Annotated in this window: 39 protein-coding genes; 4 read left to right on the top strand and 35 right to left on the bottom strand. The window is 49.9% G+C overall.

Going from position 1 to position 21,098, the window contains the following annotated elements; genetic code table 11:
- The first annotated feature begins 13 nt into the window (after nucleotides 1-13).
- The 3 genes from HVZ39_RS26175 to HVZ39_RS26165 are packed head-to-tail and all read left to right on the top strand — an operon-like array spanning nucleotide 14 to nucleotide 1,189.
- Entirely contained in the window at nucleotides 14-460 is a 447-nt protein-coding gene (locus tag HVZ39_RS26175) for an antitoxin Xre/MbcA/ParS toxin-binding domain-containing protein (protein ID WP_008786588.1), read from the top strand.
- Entirely contained in the window at nucleotides 457-915 is a 459-nt protein-coding gene (locus HVZ39_RS26170; protein WP_007372300.1) for an RES family NAD+ phosphorylase, read from the top strand. Before HVZ39_RS26175 ends, HVZ39_RS26170 begins: the two co-directional genes overlap by 4 nt.
- Before the next feature lie 43 nt (nucleotides 916-958).
- On the top strand, nucleotides 959-1,189 hold the full coding sequence (locus HVZ39_RS26165) for a hypothetical protein (RefSeq protein WP_007372299.1): 231 nt from the start codon (nucleotides 959-961) through the stop codon (nucleotides 1,187-1,189).
- A 67-nt stretch (nucleotides 1,190-1,256) separates the two neighbouring features.
- Here HVZ39_RS26165 and HVZ39_RS26160 read toward each other — a convergent pair whose 3' ends face one another.
- The 4 genes from HVZ39_RS26160 to HVZ39_RS26145 all read right to left on the bottom strand — a co-directional run bounded on the left by HVZ39_RS26160 (nucleotide 1,257) and on the right by HVZ39_RS26145 (nucleotide 3,189).
- Nucleotides 1,257-1,523 carry a hypothetical protein gene (locus HVZ39_RS26160; protein ID WP_007372298.1) on the bottom strand — a complete coding sequence of 89 codons (267 nt, stop codon included), beginning with the start codon at nucleotides 1,521-1,523 and terminating at the stop codon, nucleotides 1,257-1,259.
- Between the two features lie 49 nt (nucleotides 1,524-1,572).
- The gene (locus HVZ39_RS26155) at nucleotides 1,573-2,127 is read right to left on the bottom strand and encodes a hypothetical protein (protein WP_007372297.1); all 555 of its coding nucleotides are present in this window, start codon (nucleotides 2,125-2,127) and stop codon (nucleotides 1,573-1,575) included.
- A gap of 158 nt (nucleotides 2,128-2,285) precedes the next feature.
- Nucleotides 2,286-2,627 carry a hypothetical protein gene (locus tag HVZ39_RS26150; protein ID WP_007372296.1) on the bottom strand — a complete coding sequence of 114 codons (342 nt, stop codon included), beginning with the start codon at nucleotides 2,625-2,627 and terminating at the stop codon, nucleotides 2,286-2,288.
- 118 nt (nucleotides 2,628-2,745) lie between these two features.
- Nucleotides 2,746-3,189, bottom strand: a complete 444-nt coding sequence (locus tag HVZ39_RS26145; RefSeq protein ID WP_007372295.1) for a hypothetical protein — start codon at nucleotides 3,187-3,189, stop codon at nucleotides 2,746-2,748.
- Between the two features lie 237 nt (nucleotides 3,190-3,426).
- Between HVZ39_RS26145 and HVZ39_RS26140 the strand changes: the two genes are divergently transcribed.
- The gene (locus tag HVZ39_RS26140; protein WP_007372294.1) at nucleotides 3,427-3,765 is read left to right on the top strand and encodes a hypothetical protein; all 339 of its coding nucleotides are present in this window, start codon (nucleotides 3,427-3,429) and stop codon (nucleotides 3,763-3,765) included.
- Between the two features lie 362 nt (nucleotides 3,766-4,127).
- Here HVZ39_RS26140 and HVZ39_RS26135 read toward each other — a convergent pair whose 3' ends face one another.
- The 31 genes from HVZ39_RS26135 to HVZ39_RS25985 form a co-directional block, all read right to left on the bottom strand.
- Nucleotides 4,128-4,454: a hypothetical protein gene (locus HVZ39_RS26135; protein WP_007372293.1), complete on the bottom strand. Its 327-nt coding sequence runs from the start codon at nucleotides 4,452-4,454 to the stop codon at nucleotides 4,128-4,130.
- Between the two features lie 83 nt (nucleotides 4,455-4,537).
- Entirely contained in the window at nucleotides 4,538-4,936 is a 399-nt protein-coding gene (locus tag HVZ39_RS26130; protein ID WP_007372292.1) for a hypothetical protein, read from the bottom strand.
- Nucleotides 4,937-4,946: 10 nt separating this feature from the next.
- The gene (locus HVZ39_RS26125; RefSeq protein WP_016241556.1) at nucleotides 4,947-5,234 is read right to left on the bottom strand and encodes a hypothetical protein; all 288 of its coding nucleotides are present in this window, start codon (nucleotides 5,232-5,234) and stop codon (nucleotides 4,947-4,949) included.
- A 301-nt stretch (nucleotides 5,235-5,535) separates the two neighbouring features.
- Entirely contained in the window at nucleotides 5,536-6,006 is a 471-nt protein-coding gene (locus HVZ39_RS26120) for an HAD domain-containing protein (RefSeq protein ID WP_007372290.1), read from the bottom strand.
- Nucleotides 6,007-6,088: 82 nt separating this feature from the next.
- Nucleotides 6,089-6,706 carry a hypothetical protein gene (locus HVZ39_RS26115; RefSeq protein ID WP_007372289.1) on the bottom strand — a complete coding sequence of 206 codons (618 nt, stop codon included), beginning with the start codon at nucleotides 6,704-6,706 and terminating at the stop codon, nucleotides 6,089-6,091.
- Between the two features lie 69 nt (nucleotides 6,707-6,775).
- Nucleotides 6,776-7,330 carry a hypothetical protein gene (locus HVZ39_RS26110; RefSeq protein WP_007372288.1) on the bottom strand — a complete coding sequence of 185 codons (555 nt, stop codon included), beginning with the start codon at nucleotides 7,328-7,330 and terminating at the stop codon, nucleotides 6,776-6,778.
- Nucleotides 7,331-7,484: 154 nt separating this feature from the next.
- The gene (locus HVZ39_RS26105) at nucleotides 7,485-7,643 is read right to left on the bottom strand and encodes a hypothetical protein (RefSeq protein WP_016241558.1); all 159 of its coding nucleotides are present in this window, start codon (nucleotides 7,641-7,643) and stop codon (nucleotides 7,485-7,487) included.
- A 20-nt stretch (nucleotides 7,644-7,663) separates the two neighbouring features.
- On the bottom strand, nucleotides 7,664-7,972 hold the full coding sequence (locus HVZ39_RS26100) for a CcdB family protein (protein ID WP_007372286.1): 309 nt from the start codon (nucleotides 7,970-7,972) through the stop codon (nucleotides 7,664-7,666).
- Between the two features lie 2 nt (nucleotides 7,973-7,974).
- Nucleotides 7,975-8,214 carry a type II toxin-antitoxin system CcdA family antitoxin gene (locus tag HVZ39_RS26095; RefSeq protein WP_007372285.1) on the bottom strand — a complete coding sequence of 80 codons (240 nt, stop codon included), beginning with the start codon at nucleotides 8,212-8,214 and terminating at the stop codon, nucleotides 7,975-7,977.
- A gap of 138 nt (nucleotides 8,215-8,352) precedes the next feature.
- Nucleotides 8,353-8,817, bottom strand: coding sequence for a hypothetical protein (locus tag HVZ39_RS26090; protein WP_008786596.1), 465 nt, complete (start codon nucleotides 8,815-8,817; stop codon nucleotides 8,353-8,355).
- Entirely contained in the window at nucleotides 8,814-9,488 is a 675-nt protein-coding gene (locus HVZ39_RS26085; RefSeq protein ID WP_008786597.1) for a hypothetical protein, read from the bottom strand. Before HVZ39_RS26085 ends, HVZ39_RS26090 begins: the two co-directional genes overlap by 4 nt.
- Nucleotides 9,489-9,945: 457 nt before the next feature.
- Nucleotides 9,946-10,578, bottom strand: coding sequence for a hypothetical protein (locus HVZ39_RS26080; protein ID WP_007372282.1), 633 nt, complete (start codon nucleotides 10,576-10,578; stop codon nucleotides 9,946-9,948).
- Nucleotides 10,579-10,593: 15 nt separating this feature from the next.
- Nucleotides 10,594-10,734 (bottom strand): hypothetical protein, encoded by a 141-nt coding sequence (locus tag HVZ39_RS26075; RefSeq protein WP_007372281.1) that lies wholly within the window; start codon nucleotides 10,732-10,734, stop codon nucleotides 10,594-10,596.
- 147 nt (nucleotides 10,735-10,881) lie between these two features.
- Nucleotides 10,882-11,340, bottom strand: a complete 459-nt coding sequence (locus tag HVZ39_RS26070; RefSeq protein ID WP_008786599.1) for a hypothetical protein — start codon at nucleotides 11,338-11,340, stop codon at nucleotides 10,882-10,884.
- Between the two features lie 52 nt (nucleotides 11,341-11,392).
- Nucleotides 11,393-11,590: a Lar family restriction alleviation protein gene (locus HVZ39_RS26065; protein ID WP_032155220.1), complete on the bottom strand. Its 198-nt coding sequence runs from the start codon at nucleotides 11,588-11,590 to the stop codon at nucleotides 11,393-11,395.
- A 22-nt stretch (nucleotides 11,591-11,612) separates the two neighbouring features.
- Nucleotides 11,613-12,308, bottom strand: a complete 696-nt coding sequence (locus tag HVZ39_RS26060) for a hypothetical protein (protein WP_007372278.1) — start codon at nucleotides 12,306-12,308, stop codon at nucleotides 11,613-11,615.
- 130 nt (nucleotides 12,309-12,438) lie between these two features.
- Nucleotides 12,439-12,630 carry a hypothetical protein gene (locus HVZ39_RS26055; protein ID WP_016241560.1) on the bottom strand — a complete coding sequence of 64 codons (192 nt, stop codon included), beginning with the start codon at nucleotides 12,628-12,630 and terminating at the stop codon, nucleotides 12,439-12,441.
- A gap of 181 nt (nucleotides 12,631-12,811) precedes the next feature.
- The gene (locus tag HVZ39_RS26050; protein ID WP_024196081.1) at nucleotides 12,812-13,207 is read right to left on the bottom strand and encodes a hypothetical protein; all 396 of its coding nucleotides are present in this window, start codon (nucleotides 13,205-13,207) and stop codon (nucleotides 12,812-12,814) included.
- A gap of 26 nt (nucleotides 13,208-13,233) precedes the next feature.
- On the bottom strand, nucleotides 13,234-13,398 hold the full coding sequence (locus HVZ39_RS26045; RefSeq protein WP_007372277.1) for a hypothetical protein: 165 nt from the start codon (nucleotides 13,396-13,398) through the stop codon (nucleotides 13,234-13,236).
- 81 nt (nucleotides 13,399-13,479) lie between these two features.
- Nucleotides 13,480-13,902 carry a hypothetical protein gene (locus HVZ39_RS26040; protein WP_024196082.1) on the bottom strand — a complete coding sequence of 141 codons (423 nt, stop codon included), beginning with the start codon at nucleotides 13,900-13,902 and terminating at the stop codon, nucleotides 13,480-13,482.
- An 87-nt stretch (nucleotides 13,903-13,989) separates the two neighbouring features.
- On the bottom strand, nucleotides 13,990-14,310 hold the full coding sequence (locus HVZ39_RS26035) for a hypothetical protein (RefSeq protein ID WP_016241561.1): 321 nt from the start codon (nucleotides 14,308-14,310) through the stop codon (nucleotides 13,990-13,992).
- 20 nt (nucleotides 14,311-14,330) lie between these two features.
- On the bottom strand, nucleotides 14,331-16,403 hold the full coding sequence (dinG, locus tag HVZ39_RS26030) for an ATP-dependent DNA helicase DinG (protein ID WP_181633727.1): 2,073 nt from the start codon (nucleotides 16,401-16,403) through the stop codon (nucleotides 14,331-14,333).
- A 94-nt stretch (nucleotides 16,404-16,497) separates the two neighbouring features.
- A complete protein-coding gene (locus HVZ39_RS26025; protein ID WP_007372274.1) occupies nucleotides 16,498-16,791 on the bottom strand; it encodes a hypothetical protein in 294 nt (97 codons plus the stop codon).
- Between the two features lie 12 nt (nucleotides 16,792-16,803).
- On the bottom strand, nucleotides 16,804-17,109 hold the full coding sequence (locus HVZ39_RS26020) for a hypothetical protein (RefSeq protein ID WP_016241563.1): 306 nt from the start codon (nucleotides 17,107-17,109) through the stop codon (nucleotides 16,804-16,806).
- 154 nt (nucleotides 17,110-17,263) lie between these two features.
- Complete coding sequence (locus tag HVZ39_RS26015) at nucleotides 17,264-17,536, bottom strand: hypothetical protein (protein WP_007372272.1); 273 nt, start codon at nucleotides 17,534-17,536, stop codon at nucleotides 17,264-17,266.
- Nucleotides 17,537-17,650: 114 nt separating this feature from the next.
- On the bottom strand, nucleotides 17,651-17,926 hold the full coding sequence (locus tag HVZ39_RS26010; RefSeq protein ID WP_007372271.1) for a hypothetical protein: 276 nt from the start codon (nucleotides 17,924-17,926) through the stop codon (nucleotides 17,651-17,653).
- A gap of 74 nt (nucleotides 17,927-18,000) precedes the next feature.
- Nucleotides 18,001-18,477: a hypothetical protein gene (locus HVZ39_RS26005; RefSeq protein WP_007372270.1), complete on the bottom strand. Its 477-nt coding sequence runs from the start codon at nucleotides 18,475-18,477 to the stop codon at nucleotides 18,001-18,003.
- Between the two features lie 35 nt (nucleotides 18,478-18,512).
- Nucleotides 18,513-18,971: a hypothetical protein gene (locus HVZ39_RS26000; protein ID WP_007372269.1), complete on the bottom strand. Its 459-nt coding sequence runs from the start codon at nucleotides 18,969-18,971 to the stop codon at nucleotides 18,513-18,515.
- Between the two features lie 108 nt (nucleotides 18,972-19,079).
- The gene (locus HVZ39_RS25995) at nucleotides 19,080-19,346 is read right to left on the bottom strand and encodes a hypothetical protein (RefSeq protein ID WP_007372268.1); all 267 of its coding nucleotides are present in this window, start codon (nucleotides 19,344-19,346) and stop codon (nucleotides 19,080-19,082) included.
- 92 nt (nucleotides 19,347-19,438) lie between these two features.
- Nucleotides 19,439-20,032, bottom strand: a complete 594-nt coding sequence (locus tag HVZ39_RS25990) for a hypothetical protein (protein ID WP_181633726.1) — start codon at nucleotides 20,030-20,032, stop codon at nucleotides 19,439-19,441.
- 147 nt (nucleotides 20,033-20,179) lie between these two features.
- Nucleotides 20,180-20,515: a hypothetical protein gene (locus HVZ39_RS25985; protein WP_007372266.1), complete on the bottom strand. Its 336-nt coding sequence runs from the start codon at nucleotides 20,513-20,515 to the stop codon at nucleotides 20,180-20,182.
- Between the last annotated feature and the right edge of the window lie 583 nt (nucleotides 20,516-21,098).

Genomic DNA, 21,098 nt, shown 5'->3' with positions numbered 1-21,098 from the left:
GGGAGGGCTAGTTATGACGATGAAAGTTTTTTCTCCAGACGTTACCAAAACGAATCAGCACTGCTTATGGCAGGTTGCTGGGCTGGATAATGACGGTATCGCGCTGATGGATAAAATCAATCACGGTCTCGATGGCACAGTAGCTAAGCACATTTCTGAATGGGCTAACATCACGCCGTCTGAGCTGCGCAAAATGTCGGGTATACCTAATACGACGTTTAATCGTAGCATCAAAGACCGTTTCACTGCCGATCAGAGCGAACGTCTGGTGCGCATTATCCGCGTAATTGAACGCGCTGTAGAGCTGTTTGAAGGTGACAAAGAAGCGGCGCACAAATGGCTGAACGAAGCGAACCGTGGTCTGAGCTGGAAATCACCGGCAGAGCTTGTTTCTTCTGAGACAGGTGCGCTTGAAGTGATGCGCCTGATTACGCGTATTGAGCACGGGGTATACTCGTGATCCTTTACCGACTGACCAAGACCCGTTATCTGATGACTGCGTGGTCTGGTCTGGGTGCGAAAGAAGCGGGGGGCCGCTGGAACAGCGTAGGCACTGCAATGGTCTACCTGTCTGAAACGGCCAGCCTTACCATGCTTGAAACGCTGGTACACATTCACGCGCCGCAGTTACTGGACGACTTTACACTGCTGAGTCTTGATGTACCGGATGATCAGATCCAGACCTTCGACATGAGCCGTCTCCCTGATAACTGGGCGAGTGAGGATGCTCCTGCTGAGCTGGCGCTCTACGGTGATAACTGGGCTGAAAGCGGTTCTTCTATCGCGCTGCGTATTCCAAGTGCGTTGTCTCCGGTTGAATTTAACTACTTGCTGAATCCGGCACACCCTGAACTCTTTGACCTGATGGCTACGGTTAAGAAAATTCCGTTCCGGTTTGATTCCCGCCTGAAATAACACACAGGCAACTCCCCGGCATTGACGAACTGAGGTGTCTCTGATGATTCAGAAAGCGAAAGTCGCTAAAGCGTTTATCTCTGTAATTGCCTTGTTCGCCTTTGTCTACTGGGGACTTGATCCCGATTCAATTTGTCAGGCAGTTGGTGACGCATCTCAAACCTGCGGTTACTCCGGCAAGAATGGCGATGCGAGTCTGGTTGGTTCCGTGTTTGCTCTGATGCTGACGGTGTTGGCGGGTGCGATGCTTTGGGCGTGGGTCAGGAAAGGCTAATCAGAACTCTTGCAACTCCCTCCGTGATGCCGGGTGACGCTCCTCACTGAGCGCCACCAGTCAGTCATTACAAACGGGTTGATGATTCAATCGCGGGCGGAAGGCTACTATTCAGCGCGTCGAACCCGCCAAATGCCCGGCCCTCTTTTGTCAGCACCAGATGCATCGGCGTTTCGTTGATATTACGGGCGATGTAATCGTTGATGAATGCCCGCGCCTGATCGGCATTTTTAACCTCTGCTGTTTCCGGCATGGAGTTATGGGAACGATTAAAGACGACAGAGACATAATTCCCTTCAATTCTTACCGGGCGAGTCGATACGGTGAGTTTCATGGTCATTTTCCTGTAGTGAGTGTTGTGTGTATTGGTGTTCTGCCACTATCTACTGCAACGTTGCGGCCACAGGGCGAAGAATTGCTATCGCCTTTGATAACGCCTGCCGCTCACCACCATCAAGGATTCTGACTGCTTCTACGCAAGCCGCTTCTGCTGTATCAGCACGTTCTACCAACGTCCTGACGGTATTTTCATATGATCCGCAATCAGGCTCCTGATTGCTGTCTTCGCTCAGCGTGTTCCATGACTCAGTGAGGTTAACTGCAACAGCGACCAATTGGTCAGTGCTGATATCACCTTTTACGCAACGGCAGGCCACTTCAGCGCCCAGACGTTCAGCAATGTCGTAGTACCAGACTCCCGGTTCTTCAGATGCCTGATACGCAGGTTCGCAGGCTTTACAGATCTGCTCTGCGGCATCCAACATCCAGTGAGCACATTCAATTTCGCCACCAGCCAGCGTTTCACAGATCATTGTCTGTACGCTGTCACAGTTGAAGGTGAGGGGGATAGGATTAGCCACTGATAATGCGGTCAGACGGGAGACTTCATGCTGGAAGCCCTGAAACATGAACATGGCGCAGATAGCTGGATTTAACATGGTAGACCCCTGTAGTTATGTGTGTTGTTCGTTTTGTTTACATAACCAGTTAACCACGCTCCCCGCAGGTGACGAAGGCTTTCGGGGCAGAAAATTCACAAAAAAAACCGACCATTAAGGCCGGTTATGATCTGGAGTATATGGGGCTGAAAACCGCGTTATGCCTTCACTTTCGCCATAAACAGCTGCATGGTTTCTTCAGCAAGCGGAGTGCCAACCTGCTCAAGAACATACTCCGCGACATGCGGGGTGAGAATGAAGTCGATAAACTCCGGCAAGGACATGCTGTTCAGGCTCGGTAGCTGTCTGGACAGTGCATTCTGGTAATTTTCCACTTCACCCAGTTTGCGCTCGGGCCAGCCCACCAGCTCAGGGTGCTTTTCCTTAAGTGCGAGGCCGCGCTCCGGGAAACTGTTACTGATGGGGTGTCTGGCGAGGGTGGGGATCAGGAGATTCGCCAGAAAATCCACTTTCTCGTAATCAAGACAGACAGAATTCATATAGGTTTACCTCTTGCCACTGGCTATGATGTTCGCTTGCTATCTGGAAAACTCTACCAAAGCGGCTGGCGATATCTCATTGAAAACGCCAGCAGAATGCGGTCATTTCCAGCAGGAGTTACCCCATCTGATAACTGTCATAAGATGCCCCGCAGGCTTCCACCAGCGCATCCAGATCACCGGTAAACTCTCTGGCCCGCTTCATCAATGCACGGTGTAATTCCGCTGGTGGAATGTCATCGCTACTCTTCGCCGGGTATTCAACACTGAACGCGATGGTAAACGCATGGCTATACCACGGCCCGGCATTCTGGTTTTCAAAGCGGGCCATCAGCTGGCTTTCGGTTGTATCGGTAGCAAATGTATCGAGGTGGACGACATCGACCGGCACGTTGAGTGCCCCGGCAGTGGTTGATGCCAGCTGCCGGGCTTCGTCTCCTCGCTCTGGTGGTGCGCAGTAGAGACATTTCCCGTTCAGTACCACCAGCGTCTGACCGTAGGTCGTACTGACGATACTCACGGTGTTAGCCGGTTGCGGGTGTGTGGTTGCAGTGTGCTGCATGGTGTTCTCCATTAGGTCACTCACATGGCAACCAGCTTACCCGGCACAATTCAGCTGACGAAATCAGGACGGACTGGTGTATATCGTTCGCAAAATAAAGATATTTTTTATCATCAGCACCGGTAGTTACGGGGCAAATTGCAGGTATCCGGTACAATGGTGATATGAGGGGCATTACATGCAGAATCGTGTGGCCCGGCAGACGGATACCGAATATCAGCAGAAGGAACCAGGACAATGCAGGAACTCGACTTTGACCATATCCAGATAAACCTGAACCCGCGAGCGTGTGCTGTCACACCTATCCCGGAAGACCTGAAAAGGGAGCTGGCTTATCTGGGCGCTATCGCAGAGAGAAAGAAATTCGCGGCAAGCCTGATTGTTAATCTCTACAACCCGGACGTTTGCGGGGCGAATATGTACAAACTCACGGCCTATTGCCGTAACGAGTCATGCGATACCCTTCGCGATGGCATGATGACCCTGATACAGCTTTGTGCATACATGGAGTCACATGAGATCTATGGCGAGACGTTTGTCAAAAAGCTGATTAAACAATGGGAGTTTCGTAAGTAGTCTGCTGCTTCAAAATACCTTTCTGACAGGGCGCTATGTGCGCCCTTTTATTTTAAAAAAACGGGAAGGTCTTGCCCGGGTATTACCTGCTATTTTCAACTACCAAACCACAACGGCAGAAGAAAATTGACCAGTCGAAGCAATTCGACCAGGAGTTCGACATACAGGAAATGGAAGTCTTTCATAACAGTCTCTTCATATAATTGGCTCGACAAAATCGTTGCATCACGACGATCGCAGGTGTGAGGTTTGTTTTCTTCGTGGGGGTTGTCAGCTATCACGACATTGAGGCAGGCAAGCGCAGGTGTCACAGTTTCGGGTATATTTTATGCTGGTGGGGTGACCACCAGCTGCGGGTATAGTTACTTAATGGTTTTCAGGAGGGTGAACTTGGTTTTGCACCGGGTGCATTGCGCTTTCAGAGACCCGGAGCGCACCTGTTTCAGTTTCCCGGCGCACTGGGTACAGGCTACGTCCTTCACACGTTGTGCCATTCGCTCATCCACAGCGAGTGTTTTGGTCGGGTTATGCTTACGCTTGGGAGCCTTCAAAAGCCCCAGCGCCCGCAACGTGGCTTTGTACTCCCGGGTGATCCATTGACCGTCGCGCTCATAGTGCAGGCCATCCCCCATCATATCGCCAAGCTGTATCAGCCGCTGATGCAGCACTTTTTCTTCTTCAGGACTCATATACCGTGCTCTCTTTAAATTATTGAGACGGAACCGAGCCGATTGATACCTCATATGAGGCCACCAGCGTCTTTACTGGCGTTTCAACGAAGCTGACGCTCTGCTGAGTAGAGTCGAATGAGAATCGCGTCCAGCGCCCCACAGAGCGCGATCCTGAAGCTTTCGCTATGACCGTCCCGTTCGCGCATCTCCAGAAGGGCATCCAGCTCGTTATCGTCAATCGGCAGTGGCCCGGAACAGAAGGTTTTCACCATGTCAGAGGTGTCAGGGTTTATACCTGCAATGCGCAGGATATCGGGAACCTCAGACCGGTAGATCACCGGTCGGCCTGATGGCGGTGTCCACGTTATCGGCTCTATCTTCAGTTGCGGTAAGCCAGCACCGGCGAGGGCGTTATTCAGATCGTCTATAAGCACGACATCCGCTCCTGAAGGAGGATGTACGCCGAGGGCCGCAGGGATTTCGACAGAGATATTGTGCATGGCGTTTACCTCAGTGAAGGACGTGATTAACCAGCGACGGGGGGATATCGAGTGACCCGACACTCCAGCCATTGGCAGTTGTCGCAATAAGATCTGGCCGGAACCCACCCCAACCCGTCACACGGCCCGAATCGTTGACCACCACCACCAGCGGCGCACCGGTATTTTGTGTCAGGCGAACGAGATCTGCGTTGTCCACCAGCGGGATCTCATTCACGTCCACCCCAGCCAGAGAAAAGCGGGTAAGCGTCATGCGACATTTCGGACAATCAGGGGCAGTAAACACAGTAATTTTCATTGGGATAGCCTGGTGTATACGGGATATATTCATTATCCCAGCTTTCCGCTTCTGACGAAGCGTTGCGCGGGTAATCAGAGCGTAAGCAGGTAAGATATTGTTGGGGCCATCCTGCAACATCAGTTGCGCCAGTTGCCTGGCTATTCGTCGCTCTCTCCATTAGAGAAAATAAACCAAATAAGCAGAACGCCTCCGACCCACATTCCAACAAAGAGGCAAATACCGATCAGGTCATAGACGTATTGTGGGATTTCATTCATAACGCATCCTCATTAATAATTTGTATTCAGCCTTAAACCGGTCATTTCATTAACCGAATCCGGTCTATCAAAGCGCTACCCTGCGTTGCATTCAGCCCCTCGTGCCGGTGAGTCAGGAACAGGGCAGGGCAGTCAGTTGGAAAGAGTCGAGCGGTATCGTCCACGAAGGTGTAATGCTGTAGGCCGAACCGTTTAACGACCGCCATGCATTCGTGATAACGCACGTGGTTATTCACCAGCCCATCCAGATCGGGATTGAGTCCAGCAATCCGATCGCGTATACCCGCAGGGAAATGACTCAGCACCATCTCCCGGGGTACGCCGGTACGCCAGTTTGTGGAAAGGATAATTCCCGTCTGCGGGCATTGCGTCAGCACGTGATCCAGCACAGGCATAAACTCCAGTGACCCGTTTTCCGCCCGGTGGAGTACACCGTCGATGTCCAGGAAAATCCAGTGACGACGGGCATCTATTTCCAGCCAGAACTCGCCCGCAGAGCGCCGGGTCGACATACAATCTATATCGTCCTGACAGGTAAACCTGACTAACCACTTCTGTAATAATCGGAACATAGAGGCCTCTCGCGGTAGTTGACTATATGCAGAACCGGCAACCATCAAAATCATACGGATTCTGTTGCCATGAAATACGGCCACACCCGGGGCAATTCCAGCGAGTCAGCCCCTTTGACTGTCGGCGATTTTGGCGTTTCAGCCAGGCAGGCATCAGCAGACCGGCCCCCTGCGTCATTTTACGGCGGTCTATCCGCTCAACACTGAAGGTAGGGCGCTTTGCAGCGTCAGGGATGTGATGGGGTAACCAGACGACATCAGGTCTATCTGCCTGTGGTGAGTCAAAAACTCTGGCAAGGGAAAAATCCGTGGTAGTACCCGCATCAGCCAGCCAGAACAGATCGTTTCCGTCCCATTGGCCATTAACGAAGCCGACATATTTGGTGGCGCTTTCGGAGAGAATGGTTTTTCCCGGTACAAACTGATGATCAACATGAAACACGAGATGGCGGTCGACTGCATCGGCATCAACCGGCAGGTCAAACTCCCGTCCCGTATTCCATGCGCGTTGTGCTTCCTCGCGGGTGTAAACCCGGGCATTACGCTGATCGGTGCTGTAACCTCTGCCGTGATGGCTATGAAAAGCGGTATTGCTACCAACGGTGTCACGCAAGCTGACCAGATAAAAACGGTCTTTCATGAAACACTCCAGAGGATGATGGCAGGAAAATAGCCCGGCGCGGCGGATACCGACACCGGGGAGGAGGGGTTAGCTTTCGATTTTGCTGACGTTTACGGTGTCATCGTCGTTACGCTTTACACCCAGCATGGTATCGCCATCGACTTCGATAATGCCGTCAAAGTAGTCGGTCATTTCGTCATAGCTGACTTCATCAAGGTCATCCAGCCGGTAGGAAGAGCCATCCGGCAGAACAAACTGACCATCCAGCGTGGCAAGGTCATACGCCAGCGGGGTAACCGTGAAGTAATACTCATCGGTGAACCAGACCGCGCCAACCACCAGTGGGTGAGAAATGTGGAATTCGACGGTGTTATAGCCCTGCGCTGCGATTGCATCCAGCAAATCAATGAAGCCGGGCATCGTATCGCCATCCCAGCCATCAGCCGATAAGGAAGGCTTGAGGTTATCCCAGTCGCTCAGACTGAAAAACACTGTGCCCTCACCGTCATCGCTGATATGGGATGAAATGTACGTCGCGCTTGCTTTTGAAGCCATTGCAAACAGGAAGTCCTCATCGAGCACGTGTTTGAGGGAGGTTTTAAAAACCTTGTCAGTGCCTGCTGCCGGGATAATCGCTAACATGAAACACCTCAGTGGTTGTGTTGGTCTGTTTTTATTATCGAACGACTGAGTCTGCTGACGAAGGAAAAAAGGGGACAAAAAGAGGCTGTTTTCTCAATAAAATCAGAAAGATTGTGACGGCCCGAATTCAGATGAAACGGGCGCAGACGGGGGGTTATTTGCTGGCGGATTCGGCTTCGTAAATGACTTCGTCGGCCCAGTCTCGATCAAATCCCGGCATCACCGGTAATGCTGCAACGACATCGGTAGGGAGGGCATCAATATAATCGCGCATGGCTTTTGCCACTTCCAGCAGTTCATTTTGCTTCATCATTTTCTCGCTCATTATCTCTGTCAGAAACCATCCAGCAGGAAGTCCACCGCACTTTTGATAGTGTGCCGGAACGGAGATGCGTCCATGACCGCCTGACCGAGCTGCTTCACGCGGACTGAAGCCATTTCATGCGTCATCAGGATAACGTCATTCCCTTCCACCTGTATGACCGGAGTTAATCGCGCAACCGGGGCCGAGGCTCCTTTTTTAAGCCGATGAAGGGGGATCACCAGGCGGGTATTTAACTCGCCAATGATGTCGCTCTGTATATCCAGCAGGTAAGGGTATGCCTGGCTGTTGCCGGGATTGCGGTAAACGGTATATTGCATTATCAGAACGTCCTGTATTCGTCAGACAGTAACCCATGCTCTTCAGTGATGCGGTTCAACTCCTGAATACCAGCACGATTCTGTCGTTTCCATTCTTCCGCTGCACTGGCCTTCAGTTTGCTCTGAAGCGCTTCTGCCAGCGTGGCGGACAAGTTAATCCCAGCGTCTTTTGCCTGCTGTACGAGCATTGGCTCAAGGGTGACACTGACGGTTTTTTTCTGGCGAGCAGCTGTAGCCTGCATGTGTCCTCCAATAAAAAAGCACGTGTCGATTACACGTGCTTTAAGTATGCGCCCATTTTATCCCACCAGCAAATTTGTTTGCCTCCGAGAGAGTCTACTGCGTCAGTTCAGCAGGTCAGATGGCCTAGACCGCAGAGGCTACGTTTTTCCAATCATGATAAGCAACACACGCCTGTTTGGCAGGTTGGCTGCAACTTTAGCTGCTTTATCAATGCTTTGTGCTGTATACACTACCCCTCTTTCTTTCAGGTTCTCCGCGTTCTGACGCAGCGTTTCCTCTGAAAAGCTGGACGACTCATCAATGCCAACTGGGCCGGGCTTTGCACCGCGCAAACTGAATGGCACAGGACCATGCCAATCATTCTTTACCAGTAACAGTCGGGCATCAATGATCCGTCCTGGTAGCGTTCTTTCGATGAGGTAACTTTTTCCGGTTCCAGTGCTGCCAATCAGGCAAACGGTGTAACCGAAACGCAATGCCCATCGAATGATTAGAGCCCAATACCGCGCCCGGAACGCGGAAATGACAGGCATTTCACCTGGTCTAAATACCGCTGCGAAAAGACATGAATAGCTATATTTCTCAGCGTTACAATCTTTCATAAAACTTTATCCAGTGATGTGTTTTTGGGGAATTTTCTGCCCGCCCAGCAGGTAGCTGGTGTATCTGAAGTACATAACATCTTGTAGTTGCCTCTGACTATCTCTCTGGATATAGACTTATCAAATTCATTTCTATCCATATCAAATAGCCAGTAGAACCCATCAGCATAGATAATTGTGGTTCGATTGGGATCCGAAGCTACGACGCGAGCATCCGTAATCAAATTCTCCTCATAGCGCAAAGGCGAAGCGGAGAAAAAGAATATTATTAATACGAACCAACTCCCTATGAAACACGGTAAAACATGTTTTTTGCAATCCTTTAAACCATCTTTGTTGCCTTTCATTTTGTAGTCATAAAGACCAAGCAAAAAAAGTAAGAAAGAAAAAGCAAACCCCAGAAAAACGTGAGTATAAAACTGATGGATGCCGTCACTCCATGTAATACTGATACTTCCAGCATTTGTTCTTTTTGTTGTTATTTCTAATACGGAAATGAAAATGGCTGTTAACTGACTAAAACAAAATATTTTTATGCTTAATTCAGACTTAAACGCTTTGTTATATACTAATACAATCACAAAAAGTATTACGATTACAAAAGCTGTAATCATAAACTCACTCATCATCATGAGCACACTGTTATTAATACTGTAATTTATGTTCATCATCACTCCTTAATTTCACAACTTTTCATCATTTTATTTGAGAATTGACAGGCTTATCGAGTAGGGGGTTTAGCGTCCTTGAATATGTTCGCTCGTGTGGCGCTCACTAGACACCAGATAACAGAAGAAAGCAGAGCAAGCATTGCGTAAACCATTCGGAAGTTTGAATCCCACTTCGCGGTTACTATTGATTCATCGACCGCCTCGCGAACGCAGGGAGATTCGATAAGTGTCGGGGGAGTCGTGGATTGTGGCTCTTCGGTACATACCATTAGTTTGCCGACCGGAGCACCATCAATGACAGCCCTGGCTGCACTAACCAGATGCGCTGAAGGTGAACCTGAATAGTTCATGCAGATGAACGTGATAAATAAAGCAATCGCCGGGCCGGAGACCAGAGTGAAGAATGCGAAGCTGCGGCAGGCCGTAGTATGGCGATGCAAATTAGCGAGAAATGTCATCATGATTTGTCACTCTGGGTTTTAGTCGTATCCGACTCGGTGTCACATCGCTGGAAAGCTACTTGAGGAGGAATTTGATCAACCCCGGTAAAGCAATATTTCAGGGATAGTTGCTTTTTTCCCTCATCCAGTCCAACAAAAAAGATATCGACCGGATCTTCATGAAGTAGCTCTTTTGAGAGCCGGTTGTAGGCCATCCAGCTCCCAACCATATCGACCATTGGCTTAAATTTATCAGTTGCGTTATCTGTAGGTTTAAATGGAATTACACGGAAAACATTCCATCGTGAGCAACGAACCAGCAATTGAGCATCACTCTGAAAGACGTCCAGATCAGTGTTATTTGTCAGGACTTTACACAGCGACTTGAGATCGTTACCCCTGACCTCCAGTTGGCTGAAGCTTCTATAATACTTTTCACATCCAGTTAAGTGCTGAGCGTAGCACTGCTTCAACAGTGTTGTGTCGTTACTGGCCTGCAATTGAGTATCTTTCGCCACATAGGCATCACTGATAAGAAAATCGGGATAGAGGTGTCCCTCCCATAGCAGTTTCTCGGCGATAGCGCCCCCCAGCACCACCACCAATAAGATAAAAAAAATTGGGAACGTCTTACCCAGAGGTATTTTCATAAATCTCACCAGTCGTTAATTTGAGGTAAATTTGCTTTCCAGATTCAGAATGCATTTTTCATGTGCATACATGACGGCGGAATCATGGCCGTAATAGAGTTCGCCATTTTCACGCTGCCACTCACGCGCTTTTCGGGTACGGAATGCTTCTGACATATGTTTTCCACACAACTCACATGGCCCGAAAAAGTCGCTGCTGCGGCCTGTTGATTTTGTGAGTCTGACGATATTGCCTGTAGGTCTACCCATACTGCCCCCTGTGCTGCTGGCATTGACCGGCTGTCTGCCGTGCTAAATGAGTGGTTATTTATCCGCGTCATCATCGGATTCTTTCGGCACGAGTTTTGTATAGCTAAATGTCATATCAGAGGGACGGATCCCATAGCGCCACGGCTTTCTGCGGTAGTTAACTGCCTCGCTTACCATCCAGCAGATAAGAGCGATACCCGCCACTATCAGGTAGCCTTTGAGCAACAGCGAGTCCCATTGTTTAATGGCATCATCGGCATTCACCACGTGTCGCTGGCATTCTGAGGAGCGGAACGCGGCAAACACTGCTTTCTCTTCAGGGCAAACCATGACCGAGGTGCTGGTGGCATTTCCAACCAGACTACGGGCCTGATCGAGGAAGACCTTGGATGGTGAACTGGTAAGAACTGTGCAGAACAGAATGAGCAGTAACGCAACTGCCGGAGCAGTGACAAACGAGAAAATGAATGCCTGCCCGGATTTCCATAAAACGTCGCTGATGTAAAATTTCATGTCGGTGTTTCCTCTTATCGGTATTCAGGCCCAGAGCAGCCCGGGGCTTAATTTATGCTGACTGGAGTCCGCCAGATTGTTTCTCTTCAGCGCGGGTATTCCAGCGCGTCACAGCGGCTTGTTCGGAGTCCTGAAACGCCACCGTGGCCTCACAGGAATTGCAGCAGGCGCGAAAATTATTCGAAATCTCCCGAACCCGGATAGATGAACAACCGCAGAAAGGGCAGGGCTTGACGTTATCGTGTCTCATCGTATTTCCTCGCTGGTGGGCTTTATCCACCGAAGCTATTGAGCCGAATTTCAGGTTCATCACCGAGCTCGTACATGTGTCCCATTTCGTTCATGATGGTGCTACTGCCATTGAACCAGGTAACCATGCATCGCCAGTGCTGACTGCCGTTTTCACCCCAGCGGCTCACGCCCGCAGCATCCATTTCGTCTTCAGTGATAAAGAAATCCGCGCCCGGCAGTTTCTCGGCATCAAGGCAGATCTCAGGCTCAACGACGAAGCAGATACCGTTGCTGTTCATGACGTACATACGCCGCTCAAGGGTTTCAGTACTGACAATGACCTGCTTATCAGAAGTAAGGTGTGATTTAGTGACTTCCATGCGAATCAGGTTCTTTGCATTAGCCTGTCCACTCGCAAAAACCATTGACGCATTGCGAACCATTAACTCAGCAGCTTCTTCACCGAAGCTACGAAGGCCCATCAGTGCAAGCAACTCACTACATTCGGCTTTACCGAGGTTGCCAGTAGTCAGATTAACCACGCCTTGTAGAGTGCTCAGTTCAACCGGTTGTGACCGGAGGATGTCGCGAAGCAGTGTATTACCCGCCGTGCCCGGGTCGCTCCAACTGGAGGATTCGGGACGCTGATTTTCAAGAAATAGGGCGCTTTGCAGTAAAGCCGCTGGTGGCTTTCCGGCAAAACTCAGTTTTACTCTGACCGAATCGAATGGGTGCATGACGGCGGTTTCTCCATAATATCGTGAAGCTAAAAACTGTTTTAATCCTATTATCCCACCGGTCGACAATTGACGAAGTAATCGGGTATGAAATGGACACCCCTTCGATAATTCACATATAGCGAAGCCTTTACGCCTTTGTCTTATCCGCAGGCTGGGGAATGCAATAACTTAAGATGGTGATAGTTTCCCCACGCTTTGCTTTAGGCGCGGCACTCTGGCATTCATCATAGGTTTTGTAGTCAGGTATTTTCTGAGAGGTGACACCACTTGGATTAAGACCACTTGAATAAAGCCCAATCACGAGAACTAAAGTAAACATGTTATTACTCCAGAATGTATTGATGGAAAGTAAGTGAGAATGCCATTATCCATTTCTCCTAAAATCCCGAAAAAACTTTTCAAGAAAGGTACTTTTCGGTTACTTCAGCGTAAGCATACTTAGATCGCAAAATGAGTGAATAAATAACTTTGCTCTGCAATTGTTTTTGCTGAACTTCAAATTAATCAGTCATCGATTTCATCAGGCAAGTGAAAAGCTGAGACGTAAAGCTTGCCATCATGAAAATCCAAACCATCTTGGCAGTGATAATCGGAAATTCGAGAGTGCCAATATAATAAATAATAATTATCAATCCCCCCAAGGCCAGACATCCAAGGAGACCTGCTGCTGCCTTTAGGAAATCACTGCCTTCAGGATTCTGGAATGTGAATCCAGTTATAATCAGCGAGGAAAAACAAGCGAACAAACAAGTTCTATACAAAGGCCAGTCCCCGGATATAACATTTTCTCGAATAAGCACTGCCCATATCAAAAATTCAATGCTGAAAATAATCAGCGGAACTGCGAGCACACGAAATGAAAGTTTTTCATATAAAGTGGTAATAATTGATGTCATAGCAAACCCCGCTTGCAATATTCAAATTAATTTTCGTGGTTTTTACCTGCTTTTAACAAACGCGTTATTTCATCAGTAAGGCAGAAACTTTTCCCAGATGATGGTTTCCCGATAACCACAACGTGACCAGTACTTGGAGTTCCCTCTACTTTAAAAAATGCAAGTTTTGCATCGATAATTTTATTTTTCATTGCATCGGTAACCTTGTATGACGTGGGGGTAAATTTTGTGCGTTAATGTTCAATGATAATATTAATCGCGAAATACTGTATCTATAGGGTCTGTTGATTAAGACTATCCCTCTTGAAGTAAAATACAATCATCATTCCTATCTGTATGGAATAGGAAGCCAATTCAGCATATGTTACATAATTGCTTGTGATGAAGGAAAAACCTCGCGCGATTACAAGTAGGAGTATTGATGCAATAAACACTAAAACCCAAACGGTAAGCATTCCCAGCACTGAAAGAAAGTACTCATATTCATTTGGGTCGTAAAATACAAATGCTGTTGAGAATATTGCAATAATACATAACGGAAGTGATGTAGCGAGTTCCGACCATTGAAGGTCAATTTTTCCAACCACCAGCAATGTAGAAATGACAGCGTACTGTATAGCCGATAGAACTGTTACCGGAATCGCAGCTCGAATGAACTTAAAAACAGAATGTTGTGTTTTAGCCTGGTTTTTCATGTGTTACCACCTGTCATTTGTTTCGAAACCAATCATAACCAGAGTGATAGATTTCAGAGTGAATAAACCACTACAAAACGCCCCCATTTATTGCTGGACATCATCCGCAGGAGTGGCATAAAACTCACGACCTGACGCGCCGAGTTTTTTCTGAAGCTTCTTTGTTGCTTCAGCCTGACTTCGGGCCTTGAAATAGAACGTCCTGATAAAATCCCCATTGTTGTAGTTAACGTCCTCTGGATTTGCCCATTTCTGCATAGCAACAAACCGGATAGAAGGCTTCGGGATGGTTTTCACCTCGACATACCCCCGGCCCTTGCAGCGAAAACACACACCGCCTTGAACGTGCCGGAACGCTCGGATCTCACCCTTACCACCCAGACAGCGTGGGCATTCAATTTTATGCATAGCAACCTCTCGACTGTTGATTAACGAATTTCGCGCCTGAAAGGGGGCAGGGATGCGAGGATGTCTTTCCCGTAGGCTTTTGTCTTCAGGCGTTTATCCAGGATAGTCACCGCGCCGGTATCGCTCTCTGTGCGGATAAGCCGACCAACGGACTGGGTCAGTTTGAGGCAGGCCTCCGGTATCGAGATTTCCCGGAAAGCATCACGCCCGTTTTTCTCCAGCCACTCCGTCAGGGTCTGGCCCACCGGGTCGGTCGGAACGCTAAAAGGCAGCTTGGCAATGATGACGTTGTTGCAGTACACGCCAGGCAGATCCACCCCTTCACTGAAAGAAGCCATACCAAAGATAATGCTCGGCTCACCACGGTCGATTCTGAGCTTATGGCGCAGCAGTATTTCCCGTTTTGGAAGTGCCCCCTGTATCAGCAGAAGCGGTGAAATGTGTTGAGGCATCGCCTTGCTGACTTCTTCCATCTGCCTGCGGGAGGCGAACAGCACGAGGCAACCCTGAAGCCGAAGCACCAGTTTGGGAAGGAGTTCGATGATCTCCGCCGTATGTTCTTCATGATTGGTCGGAACCGAGCGCATACGGGGGATGAACAACACGCCGTTGTTCTGGTAATCAAACGGGCTGCGGGCCAGCAGGGTAGGTGTATCGACTGGAAGACCGGCCTGCTCCAGGAATGCGTCAAACTTGCTAAGGGAGCGGATTGTTGCCGAGGTCACAATGGTGGCATAAGCCTTCGACCAGAGCTCGGATTTCAGGTGTTCGCCCGCATAGACCGGACTGCAATTAATCACCACTTCGGTGCTGCGTTTAGTACGACGGACGTTAATCCACCGGGCCATAGGCATACCAGAGACGGTTTTATTCCCGCAGTATGAGGCCAGAGCCTGATGCATACCCGCCAGGCGATTTGCCAGCTCGCCGACAGCCATCTTTTGAAGGGCCAGTTCTTCCTCGCTGATATCCCGCCCGGCCTCATCTACAATCGCCGTCATTTTCACAACGATATTCTGCATCTCGTTTACTGTCTTTAACCCAGGCTTAAACAGGGCCGCAATATCTTCAGGAACGAAACCTTCCGGGAAGCGATAGATGTCCGATTCCGTGCCATTTGGCATTTCGTGATCGTTTCGCCAGTTCAGGGAGCGTAAAAGTGTCCCCCGCAGCTCACCGAGCTCATCACCGGCATGGCCCGCAAGCTCCACCAGCTGCTGCACGTGCTTTTCCATAGTCCCGCCGTAGGACTCTGGCATGGTCATTACCATGTCGAAGATTTCGCTCATGAAATGCCTGCTGGCATCGAGAGAGGCGGAGGTCGCAAAGTGGTTAATTGCTTTCTGCGGAACGTGGTGACCTTCGTCGAACACATAAATGGACTCTTCCTGCGGGGGAAGGATAATACCGCCTCCCAGTGACAGGTCAGACAATACGATGTCATGGTTGGCGATAACCACATCCACCGACTCCAGCAGGGCGCGGGCGAGGAAGAACGGACAACGGTGATAATGTGGGCAACGCTTTTTAGGGCACTGACTGCCAATAGCATTGACCCGACCCCATACCGCCTCATTGATCTCATCAGGATAGGAATCACGCTCTCCTGTCCAGTGACCACCAGCAAAGGCCTTGCTGATATCCTCCACATCATCGCGGATGTAGCCATAGGCATTCATCTCGCTTTCCATATGAACGTCACAGCGCATCTGGCAGAAGTAACGGCTACGGCCCTTCGCCATCGCATAGGAGAAGCTCAGGCCCGCTCTCGCCTGTATTTCTGGCAGATCCTTGGAGATGATTTGTTCCTGAAGCGCAACGGTTGCCGTGGAGATGATCAGCGTCTTATGCTTTTCCATCGCCAGGGGGATCAGCGGCAGACAATACCCGAGTGTTTTCCCTGTCCCCGTACCGGCCTCAATAACCCCGACGCGATACTGCTCCTCAGCGGGGGTAGCGTTAACGACTGCGCTGCAAAACGCCATCATGTCTACCTGCCCGGCACGAGGGGACAGACCCTTTGCGTCCAGGAGGAAGTGATAGGCTCGCTCAGTCATTTCAGCGGCAGTCATCCGGGGTTTATTGTCTGGCATATCCGTACCTTGTCCTCTGCTGCTCAGGAGGCACAGCCCGGCAGCGGCTATCGAAGTCAGGTACATCCTCATGCTGGTGGATGTACCGGGTTCATCAGTCTTCCAGTGAATGGCCTTTAAAGCGTCTCACATAGCGTTTAATTTCAGTTTCGGCCTGTTCCAGTACAGCTCGGTTGCAGTGCTCAAGAACACAGTAAGGCCCATGTGCTGGCCCGCCATCGCTGGTTTCGCAGGCATCAAGCTTGAGCCGAACGGAGGCATCGAAGATAAATTGGGTGATTTTCGCAATGGAGATCTGGTCTTTGTCTTCCTGCTCTTTGGTGTCGATGACATCGCCGTTATACACGTCGAAATCGAGCCGCAGGCGGTAAACTGTGTCGATTGCCATAATCGGATCCCTTCAGAGGATGTCGTAGATGACTGGGACGCGGCCACGTTCTACCTGTTGATTCAGGGTGCGGAAACCACCGTGATCAACGATGTAGAATTCACCCGCCACGGCGGAGCGATGGAAGTCGGCGAGCTCTTCAGTGCCAAAGACGAAAACCGGGGTTCCAGAGGGGACGGTCATGCAGGCAGTTTTTCCGCCATAGCCGCGAACCGTAAAGGTGATTACCCCATCCGCGCTGGTGGGCAGGAAATCGGCGAAAATCGAATGAAAGGCTTTATTCGCCTTATCGCTGAATACGTCGGTCAGTGTCTGCATGATGCGCCCCGTGATCTCGTTTTATGTTGTACTGATACCAGTACAACACGGGCCCGGCAGGTGACGAAGGCGATACGTCGGGTATTATCAGAATGAATATGTCGGTCTGAAATGGTTTATCAGTGAGCCATCAGCTCCGGCCCCGGGACGCGAATCAACGGTCGTTATGCTGTAGCACCTCCACGAACTGTCCGCAGCTGTCGCAGCAGTACTCATTGGCGAACCTGCCATCGTCTTTCCAGTTGTTTGCCCCGCAGCGGCAGAGCAGTACACGTACCTGAGAAGGGCGGATGCGAGCTTGACCGAATTTGGTTGTCCACTGAGGCTCGCCATCAAAGCGAAAAGAGTCAATGCGAAACCTGCTTTCGCGTTCGTAGGTGTTGAGGTATTTGAAGTACAGCTCTTCAGAGAGAATGGCATCGGTCATCGTGTATTCCCTGTCTGGCCCCGTGGAGGGTGATTTGCGGCAGAGTGTTGCGTTGCGAAAACTGCCAGGTTGTCGGAGCCATTACACCACGGGTCATACAGGTCACGAAGGGGGTTACTTACCAGCCAGCGCTTTCTCTTCCCTGGTAGCCAGGCGCATTTGCCCGAAACCTTCACGGATCAGCAACGGCTTTTCTTTCTTCCAGCCCTTAACGACGGACTCACCGAAACGACGCGGGGCGTTACCATTCCAGGTGGCTATGACGTGGTTATCATGGACTTCGACAATCACGACCGGGTGGACGACAACTGTTTTAAGTGTGGTGTTGCCCATATTTACCCGGCTAACCGACCAGACACTCATCCCGACTTCCAGCTGGCTTATTTTCATCTTCATTTCCTTCTAAACGAACGTAGTGCGCCACGGCGTAATGTCGTGACGCACATTACCATGCCCGGGGCTTATCAGAACATAAGCCAGGTGGCGTTACCGGCAGTATTTCTGGACTGGTAGGCTTTTGCCTGCGCGTGAAGCAGCTTCCACAGCTGACGAAGTGTAGCAGCATGATTTTCACCACCAGCATTAACCCGCAGTTCGCCGATCTCGCGGGTAACAGTGAAACAATTCCGGCTCTCATCCCAGCCTGAATGTTCACGCGCTTCCACCACCAGATCATTAGACGTATCAGGGCCGGTCTTTGCTGCATTCAGCACGAACTCCGTTTTAACAGTAATACGGCTGGCGTTATCCGGCGCATCCAGAAAGACGGTGAACCCCTCAGTTCGGCGGTCAGTTATACGACGGCTCCCCCAGGAGGTGATCCCCCTCTGGACACGCATCATTGAAAGAGCGTGGGACTCGGTTGCCTGCACTGTGCGATACAGGTCGGTCAGGGAAGAAAGGCTGAAGCTTTCAGGGGCAGTCTGGATAGCGTCGGTCATGGTAGATCCTCGGTTATATGGTGTGTTTTCTGGCTTCAGTAGCTGTCGTTTGCCACGTAATAGGACGTGCCTGGATAGAAGTAGCGGTAATCCGGCTGCATGTCATTGGTGATGACGGATGCTTCTTCCCAGACCCCGCTGGTGGACATAAACTCATCTGTCGTTTCATTCTCCAGCCGCATATAGCGTTCAGGAGCGCATTCCGCCCAGGCGCGTTTCACCGTATCCCAGTTAGCGTACTGGCTGATTTCAATATTCAGGGGCGCATTCTTCTCAGGCTGGTTACGGCGGGAACTCAGCACGAAATTCAGCTTCAGGACGATACGACTGTCGTTGTCAGGAGTATCCATCCAGATCTGGTATTCAGCCGTAGGCCGGGATGACTGGTTTTTGCGGCCCCACGAGGTGACACCGGTTTTAACCTGGACTATCGAGACTTTATGCGCATCAGTCTTGCCAACGCTGGTCATCAATTCAGACAGACTTTTAAACATGGTGCATCCCCAGTGATTATTGGTATGTTCGTTTTGTTTACTTATTAAATCACTGGTTACCCGGGTGACGAAGTCAGAGCCGGGTAAAAAAAGGACAAAATTTGCGGATTAGTGGCTGGTGGTGGTATTGGCCTGCGGGACAGGGCCATCGAACAATTTGTCAAAAAATTCCACGCCACGCTGGTACACATCGCGCAGCTCCATATCTTCACGCTCGGTCAGGCCCATCTTATTGAGCACGGCAAGGCCGGTACGAAGGCGAGGAATCAATACGGTTTCCAGATAGATCCTGCGGCCCGCAATAATTTCCGGGGATGCTTCATTGATGTAAAAATCAACGGTTTTCGTGATGCTGAAGTGCTTTACTTCGCTCATCGTCTGGTACTCCTCAGAATGATGTCATGATACTCGGTTTGATTCAGGGGAGGGGAGCAACCCGGGCAAACAAGCCCGGGCGCAGGCAGCAGTTATTCGAGACCCAGTGCAACGTGATCGCCATCATCAGAAAGGCGAATGAATAGCATCTGCGTACCGCCGCTCAAGCCGAACTGGAGATCCCAGCCTGGGACAGAAGATGTCTCGCATTCACGCACATCGATGACCTGGTCACGGTAGAGCAAGAAGCGTGTATCAGACTTGTCATCTTCAGCGACGTGGGCCATCTGATCAGCAAATTTGTCTTCGAGGTCGAACCAGCTTTCCAGCCAGACCTTATCAGAGACCAGGCTGATACCGCAGGCGGATTCCGCCGTGCCGGTCACAGCCTCAGCGACTGGTTCTACAGAAGTCATATTAAATACCGCATCAACTACCAGTGCCTGCTCTGAGGTCGCCGGGTAGATACCTTGCAGATAAACGCTATTGCCGTTCACTTCGAAGCCGTCTTCAAGACTGATGTCGTCATGATCAACGTCATAAACATCCGCGAGGTTGCGAAGACAGATCAGGTTGGCTTCATCTTCGTTCTGCGCTTCAATGCGCATCAGTGGCAGTTCGCCACCACTGGAGTCGGATTCATAGTAGTGAACGTAGAATACATTTTTCTCTTTGCTGGTGGTCATGGCGTTGCCCCGTGTTGTTCGTTTTGTTTACTTATAGTCTCACGGGGTATTCAGGTGACGAAGGAAATCGGGCATAAAAAAGCGGGGATTTAACCCCGCCAGTTTTGATATTTATAATTATGCCAACATGTAGTTCCAGCGCAGTTATTACTTAGGCCTTGGGCCTTTTCGTGTATTACTTTTTTCTGGCTCTTCCACCGACTCTTCTGCTGGTTTTTCCACCGACTCTTGTGTTGGCGTTGTAGTGGCTGCGGCTGCTGCTGCGGCAGTAGCGGTTGAATCGTCATAATCAGTGGTAGCAGTAACATCACCCGATTCAGTCATATGGAGAGTGACAGTGACAGGTTTGCCATCAACAGCAAAATTGAGACTAACTGAACCTTTCATCTTCAGTAAGAGTGCGGCCCGGGTATATCCATCGGAAAGTTTTAAACCAACAGAAGCTAAAGCATCAGCAATTTTGTTATGAATATCGTTGCTCATTTTCATTCCTTAATGTGTGTGTATTAGCGGAATATCAAATCATAAGACTTCAACTGAAAAAGGGTCAGAAGTGAAAAGTTATTTTCTATACGTATGATGGCACAGGAAGGTGGGGTGACGAAGAAGAATAAGCAAAAAAAAAGCGGGGTATTATCCCCGCAAAACTACACACAGCAATTCAATAAAACAACTTCCAGGGGGGCGATGCACACATCACAACTTCGGTCTGTCAGACGGGAACCGGCCTTGGGCGCTTGTATCCCATTTGACGAAAATTTGGTTTTAAAACCGGTAAATCGTTACTCTTTCTTCCTGCTACCCCGGTCTATCACCGGGGTAGCGGAGTCCGCCATTCTCGGCAGCGCCAGCTGATCAGATTACATAGACTCAGATTTAAAGTTACGCGTTCGCATATAACCTCCTTAGTGTGGGCCGGTTCACTGGATTGTGAATTGTCAGTAACGCTAAATTTGTAGACTTCAGGTCTACAGCCTGGCTTATATAGGCAGGCGCGGCAGTTTTTTAAGAGTTTGAACGTAACGAGAGCATTTACATAAATCCTCCTTTCTGTAGCTGACCAGAT

Origin of the sequence: Citrobacter sp. RHB35-C21 (assembly GCF_013816515.1) — a bacterium.
Taxonomy (GTDB): Bacteria; Pseudomonadota; Gammaproteobacteria; order Enterobacterales; family Enterobacteriaceae; genus Citrobacter; species Citrobacter braakii.
This window is presented reverse-complemented; position numbering and strand designations above follow the sequence as displayed.

Bases quoted from the DNA above. Each gene is read 5' to 3' on its own strand.
- HVZ39_RS26175 (WP_008786588.1), top strand. From the start codon at position 14: ATGACGATGAAAGTTTTTTCTCCAGACGTTACCAAAACGAATCAGCAC.
- HVZ39_RS26165 (WP_007372299.1), top strand. From the start codon at position 959: ATGATTCAGAAAGCGAAAGTCGCTAAAGCGTTTATCTCTGTAATTGCC.
- HVZ39_RS26160 (WP_007372298.1), bottom strand. From the start codon at position 1,523: ATGAAACTCACCGTATCGACTCGCCCGGTAAGAATTGAAGGGAATTAT.
- HVZ39_RS26155 (WP_007372297.1), bottom strand. From the start codon at position 2,127: ATGTTAAATCCAGCTATCTGCGCCATGTTCATGTTTCAGGGCTTCCAG.
- HVZ39_RS26150 (WP_007372296.1), bottom strand. From the start codon at position 2,627: ATGAATTCTGTCTGTCTTGATTACGAGAAAGTGGATTTTCTGGCGAAT.
- HVZ39_RS26145 (WP_007372295.1), bottom strand. From the start codon at position 3,189: ATGCAGCACACTGCAACCACACACCCGCAACCGGCTAACACCGTGAGT.
- HVZ39_RS26140 (WP_007372294.1), top strand. From the start codon at position 3,427: ATGCAGGAACTCGACTTTGACCATATCCAGATAAACCTGAACCCGCGA.
- HVZ39_RS26135 (WP_007372293.1), bottom strand. From the start codon at position 4,454: ATGAGTCCTGAAGAAGAAAAAGTGCTGCATCAGCGGCTGATACAGCTT.
- HVZ39_RS26130 (WP_007372292.1), bottom strand. From the start codon at position 4,936: ATGCACAATATCTCTGTCGAAATCCCTGCGGCCCTCGGCGTACATCCT.
- HVZ39_RS26125 (WP_016241556.1), bottom strand. From the start codon at position 5,234: ATGAAAATTACTGTGTTTACTGCCCCTGATTGTCCGAAATGTCGCATG.
- HVZ39_RS26120 (WP_007372290.1), bottom strand. From the start codon at position 6,006: ATGTCGACCCGGCGCTCTGCGGGCGAGTTCTGGCTGGAAATAGATGCC.
- HVZ39_RS26115 (WP_007372289.1), bottom strand. From the start codon at position 6,706: ATGAAAGACCGTTTTTATCTGGTCAGCTTGCGTGACACCGTTGGTAGC.
- HVZ39_RS26110 (WP_007372288.1), bottom strand. From the start codon at position 7,330: ATGTTAGCGATTATCCCGGCAGCAGGCACTGACAAGGTTTTTAAAACC.
- HVZ39_RS26105 (WP_016241558.1), bottom strand. From the start codon at position 7,643: ATGATGAAGCAAAATGAACTGCTGGAAGTGGCAAAAGCCATGCGCGAT.
- HVZ39_RS26100 (WP_007372286.1), bottom strand. From the start codon at position 7,972: ATGCAATATACCGTTTACCGCAATCCCGGCAACAGCCAGGCATACCCT.
- HVZ39_RS26095 (WP_007372285.1), bottom strand. From the start codon at position 8,214: ATGCAGGCTACAGCTGCTCGCCAGAAAAAAACCGTCAGTGTCACCCTT.
- HVZ39_RS26090 (WP_008786596.1), bottom strand. From the start codon at position 8,817: ATGAAAGATTGTAACGCTGAGAAATATAGCTATTCATGTCTTTTCGCA.
- HVZ39_RS26085 (WP_008786597.1), bottom strand. From the start codon at position 9,488: ATGATGAACATAAATTACAGTATTAATAACAGTGTGCTCATGATGATG.
- HVZ39_RS26080 (WP_007372282.1), bottom strand. From the start codon at position 10,578: ATGAAAATACCTCTGGGTAAGACGTTCCCAATTTTTTTTATCTTATTG.
- HVZ39_RS26075 (WP_007372281.1), bottom strand. From the start codon at position 10,734: ATGTCAGAAGCATTCCGTACCCGAAAAGCGCGTGAGTGGCAGCGTGAA.
- HVZ39_RS26070 (WP_008786599.1), bottom strand. From the start codon at position 11,340: ATGAAATTTTACATCAGCGACGTTTTATGGAAATCCGGGCAGGCATTC.
- HVZ39_RS26065 (WP_032155220.1), bottom strand. From the start codon at position 11,590: ATGAGACACGATAACGTCAAGCCCTGCCCTTTCTGCGGTTGTTCATCT.
- HVZ39_RS26060 (WP_007372278.1), bottom strand. From the start codon at position 12,308: ATGCACCCATTCGATTCGGTCAGAGTAAAACTGAGTTTTGCCGGAAAG.
- HVZ39_RS26055 (WP_016241560.1), bottom strand. From the start codon at position 12,630: ATGTTTACTTTAGTTCTCGTGATTGGGCTTTATTCAAGTGGTCTTAAT.
- HVZ39_RS26050 (WP_024196081.1), bottom strand. From the start codon at position 13,207: ATGACATCAATTATTACCACTTTATATGAAAAACTTTCATTTCGTGTG.
- HVZ39_RS26045 (WP_007372277.1), bottom strand. From the start codon at position 13,398: ATGAAAAATAAAATTATCGATGCAAAACTTGCATTTTTTAAAGTAGAG.
- HVZ39_RS26040 (WP_024196082.1), bottom strand. From the start codon at position 13,902: ATGAAAAACCAGGCTAAAACACAACATTCTGTTTTTAAGTTCATTCGA.
- HVZ39_RS26035 (WP_016241561.1), bottom strand. From the start codon at position 14,310: ATGCATAAAATTGAATGCCCACGCTGTCTGGGTGGTAAGGGTGAGATC.
- dinG (WP_181633727.1), bottom strand. From the start codon at position 16,403: ATGCCAGACAATAAACCCCGGATGACTGCCGCTGAAATGACTGAGCGA.
- HVZ39_RS26025 (WP_007372274.1), bottom strand. From the start codon at position 16,791: ATGGCAATCGACACAGTTTACCGCCTGCGGCTCGATTTCGACGTGTAT.
- HVZ39_RS26020 (WP_016241563.1), bottom strand. From the start codon at position 17,109: ATGCAGACACTGACCGACGTATTCAGCGATAAGGCGAATAAAGCCTTT.
- HVZ39_RS26015 (WP_007372272.1), bottom strand. From the start codon at position 17,536: ATGACCGATGCCATTCTCTCTGAAGAGCTGTACTTCAAATACCTCAAC.
- HVZ39_RS26010 (WP_007372271.1), bottom strand. From the start codon at position 17,926: ATGAAAATAAGCCAGCTGGAAGTCGGGATGAGTGTCTGGTCGGTTAGC.
- HVZ39_RS26005 (WP_007372270.1), bottom strand. From the start codon at position 18,477: ATGACCGACGCTATCCAGACTGCCCCTGAAAGCTTCAGCCTTTCTTCC.
- HVZ39_RS26000 (WP_007372269.1), bottom strand. From the start codon at position 18,971: ATGTTTAAAAGTCTGTCTGAATTGATGACCAGCGTTGGCAAGACTGAT.
- HVZ39_RS25995 (WP_007372268.1), bottom strand. From the start codon at position 19,346: ATGAGCGAAGTAAAGCACTTCAGCATCACGAAAACCGTTGATTTTTAC.
- HVZ39_RS25990 (WP_181633726.1), bottom strand. From the start codon at position 20,032: ATGACCACCAGCAAAGAGAAAAATGTATTCTACGTTCACTACTATGAA.
- HVZ39_RS25985 (WP_007372266.1), bottom strand. From the start codon at position 20,515: ATGAGCAACGATATTCATAACAAAATTGCTGATGCTTTAGCTTCTGTT.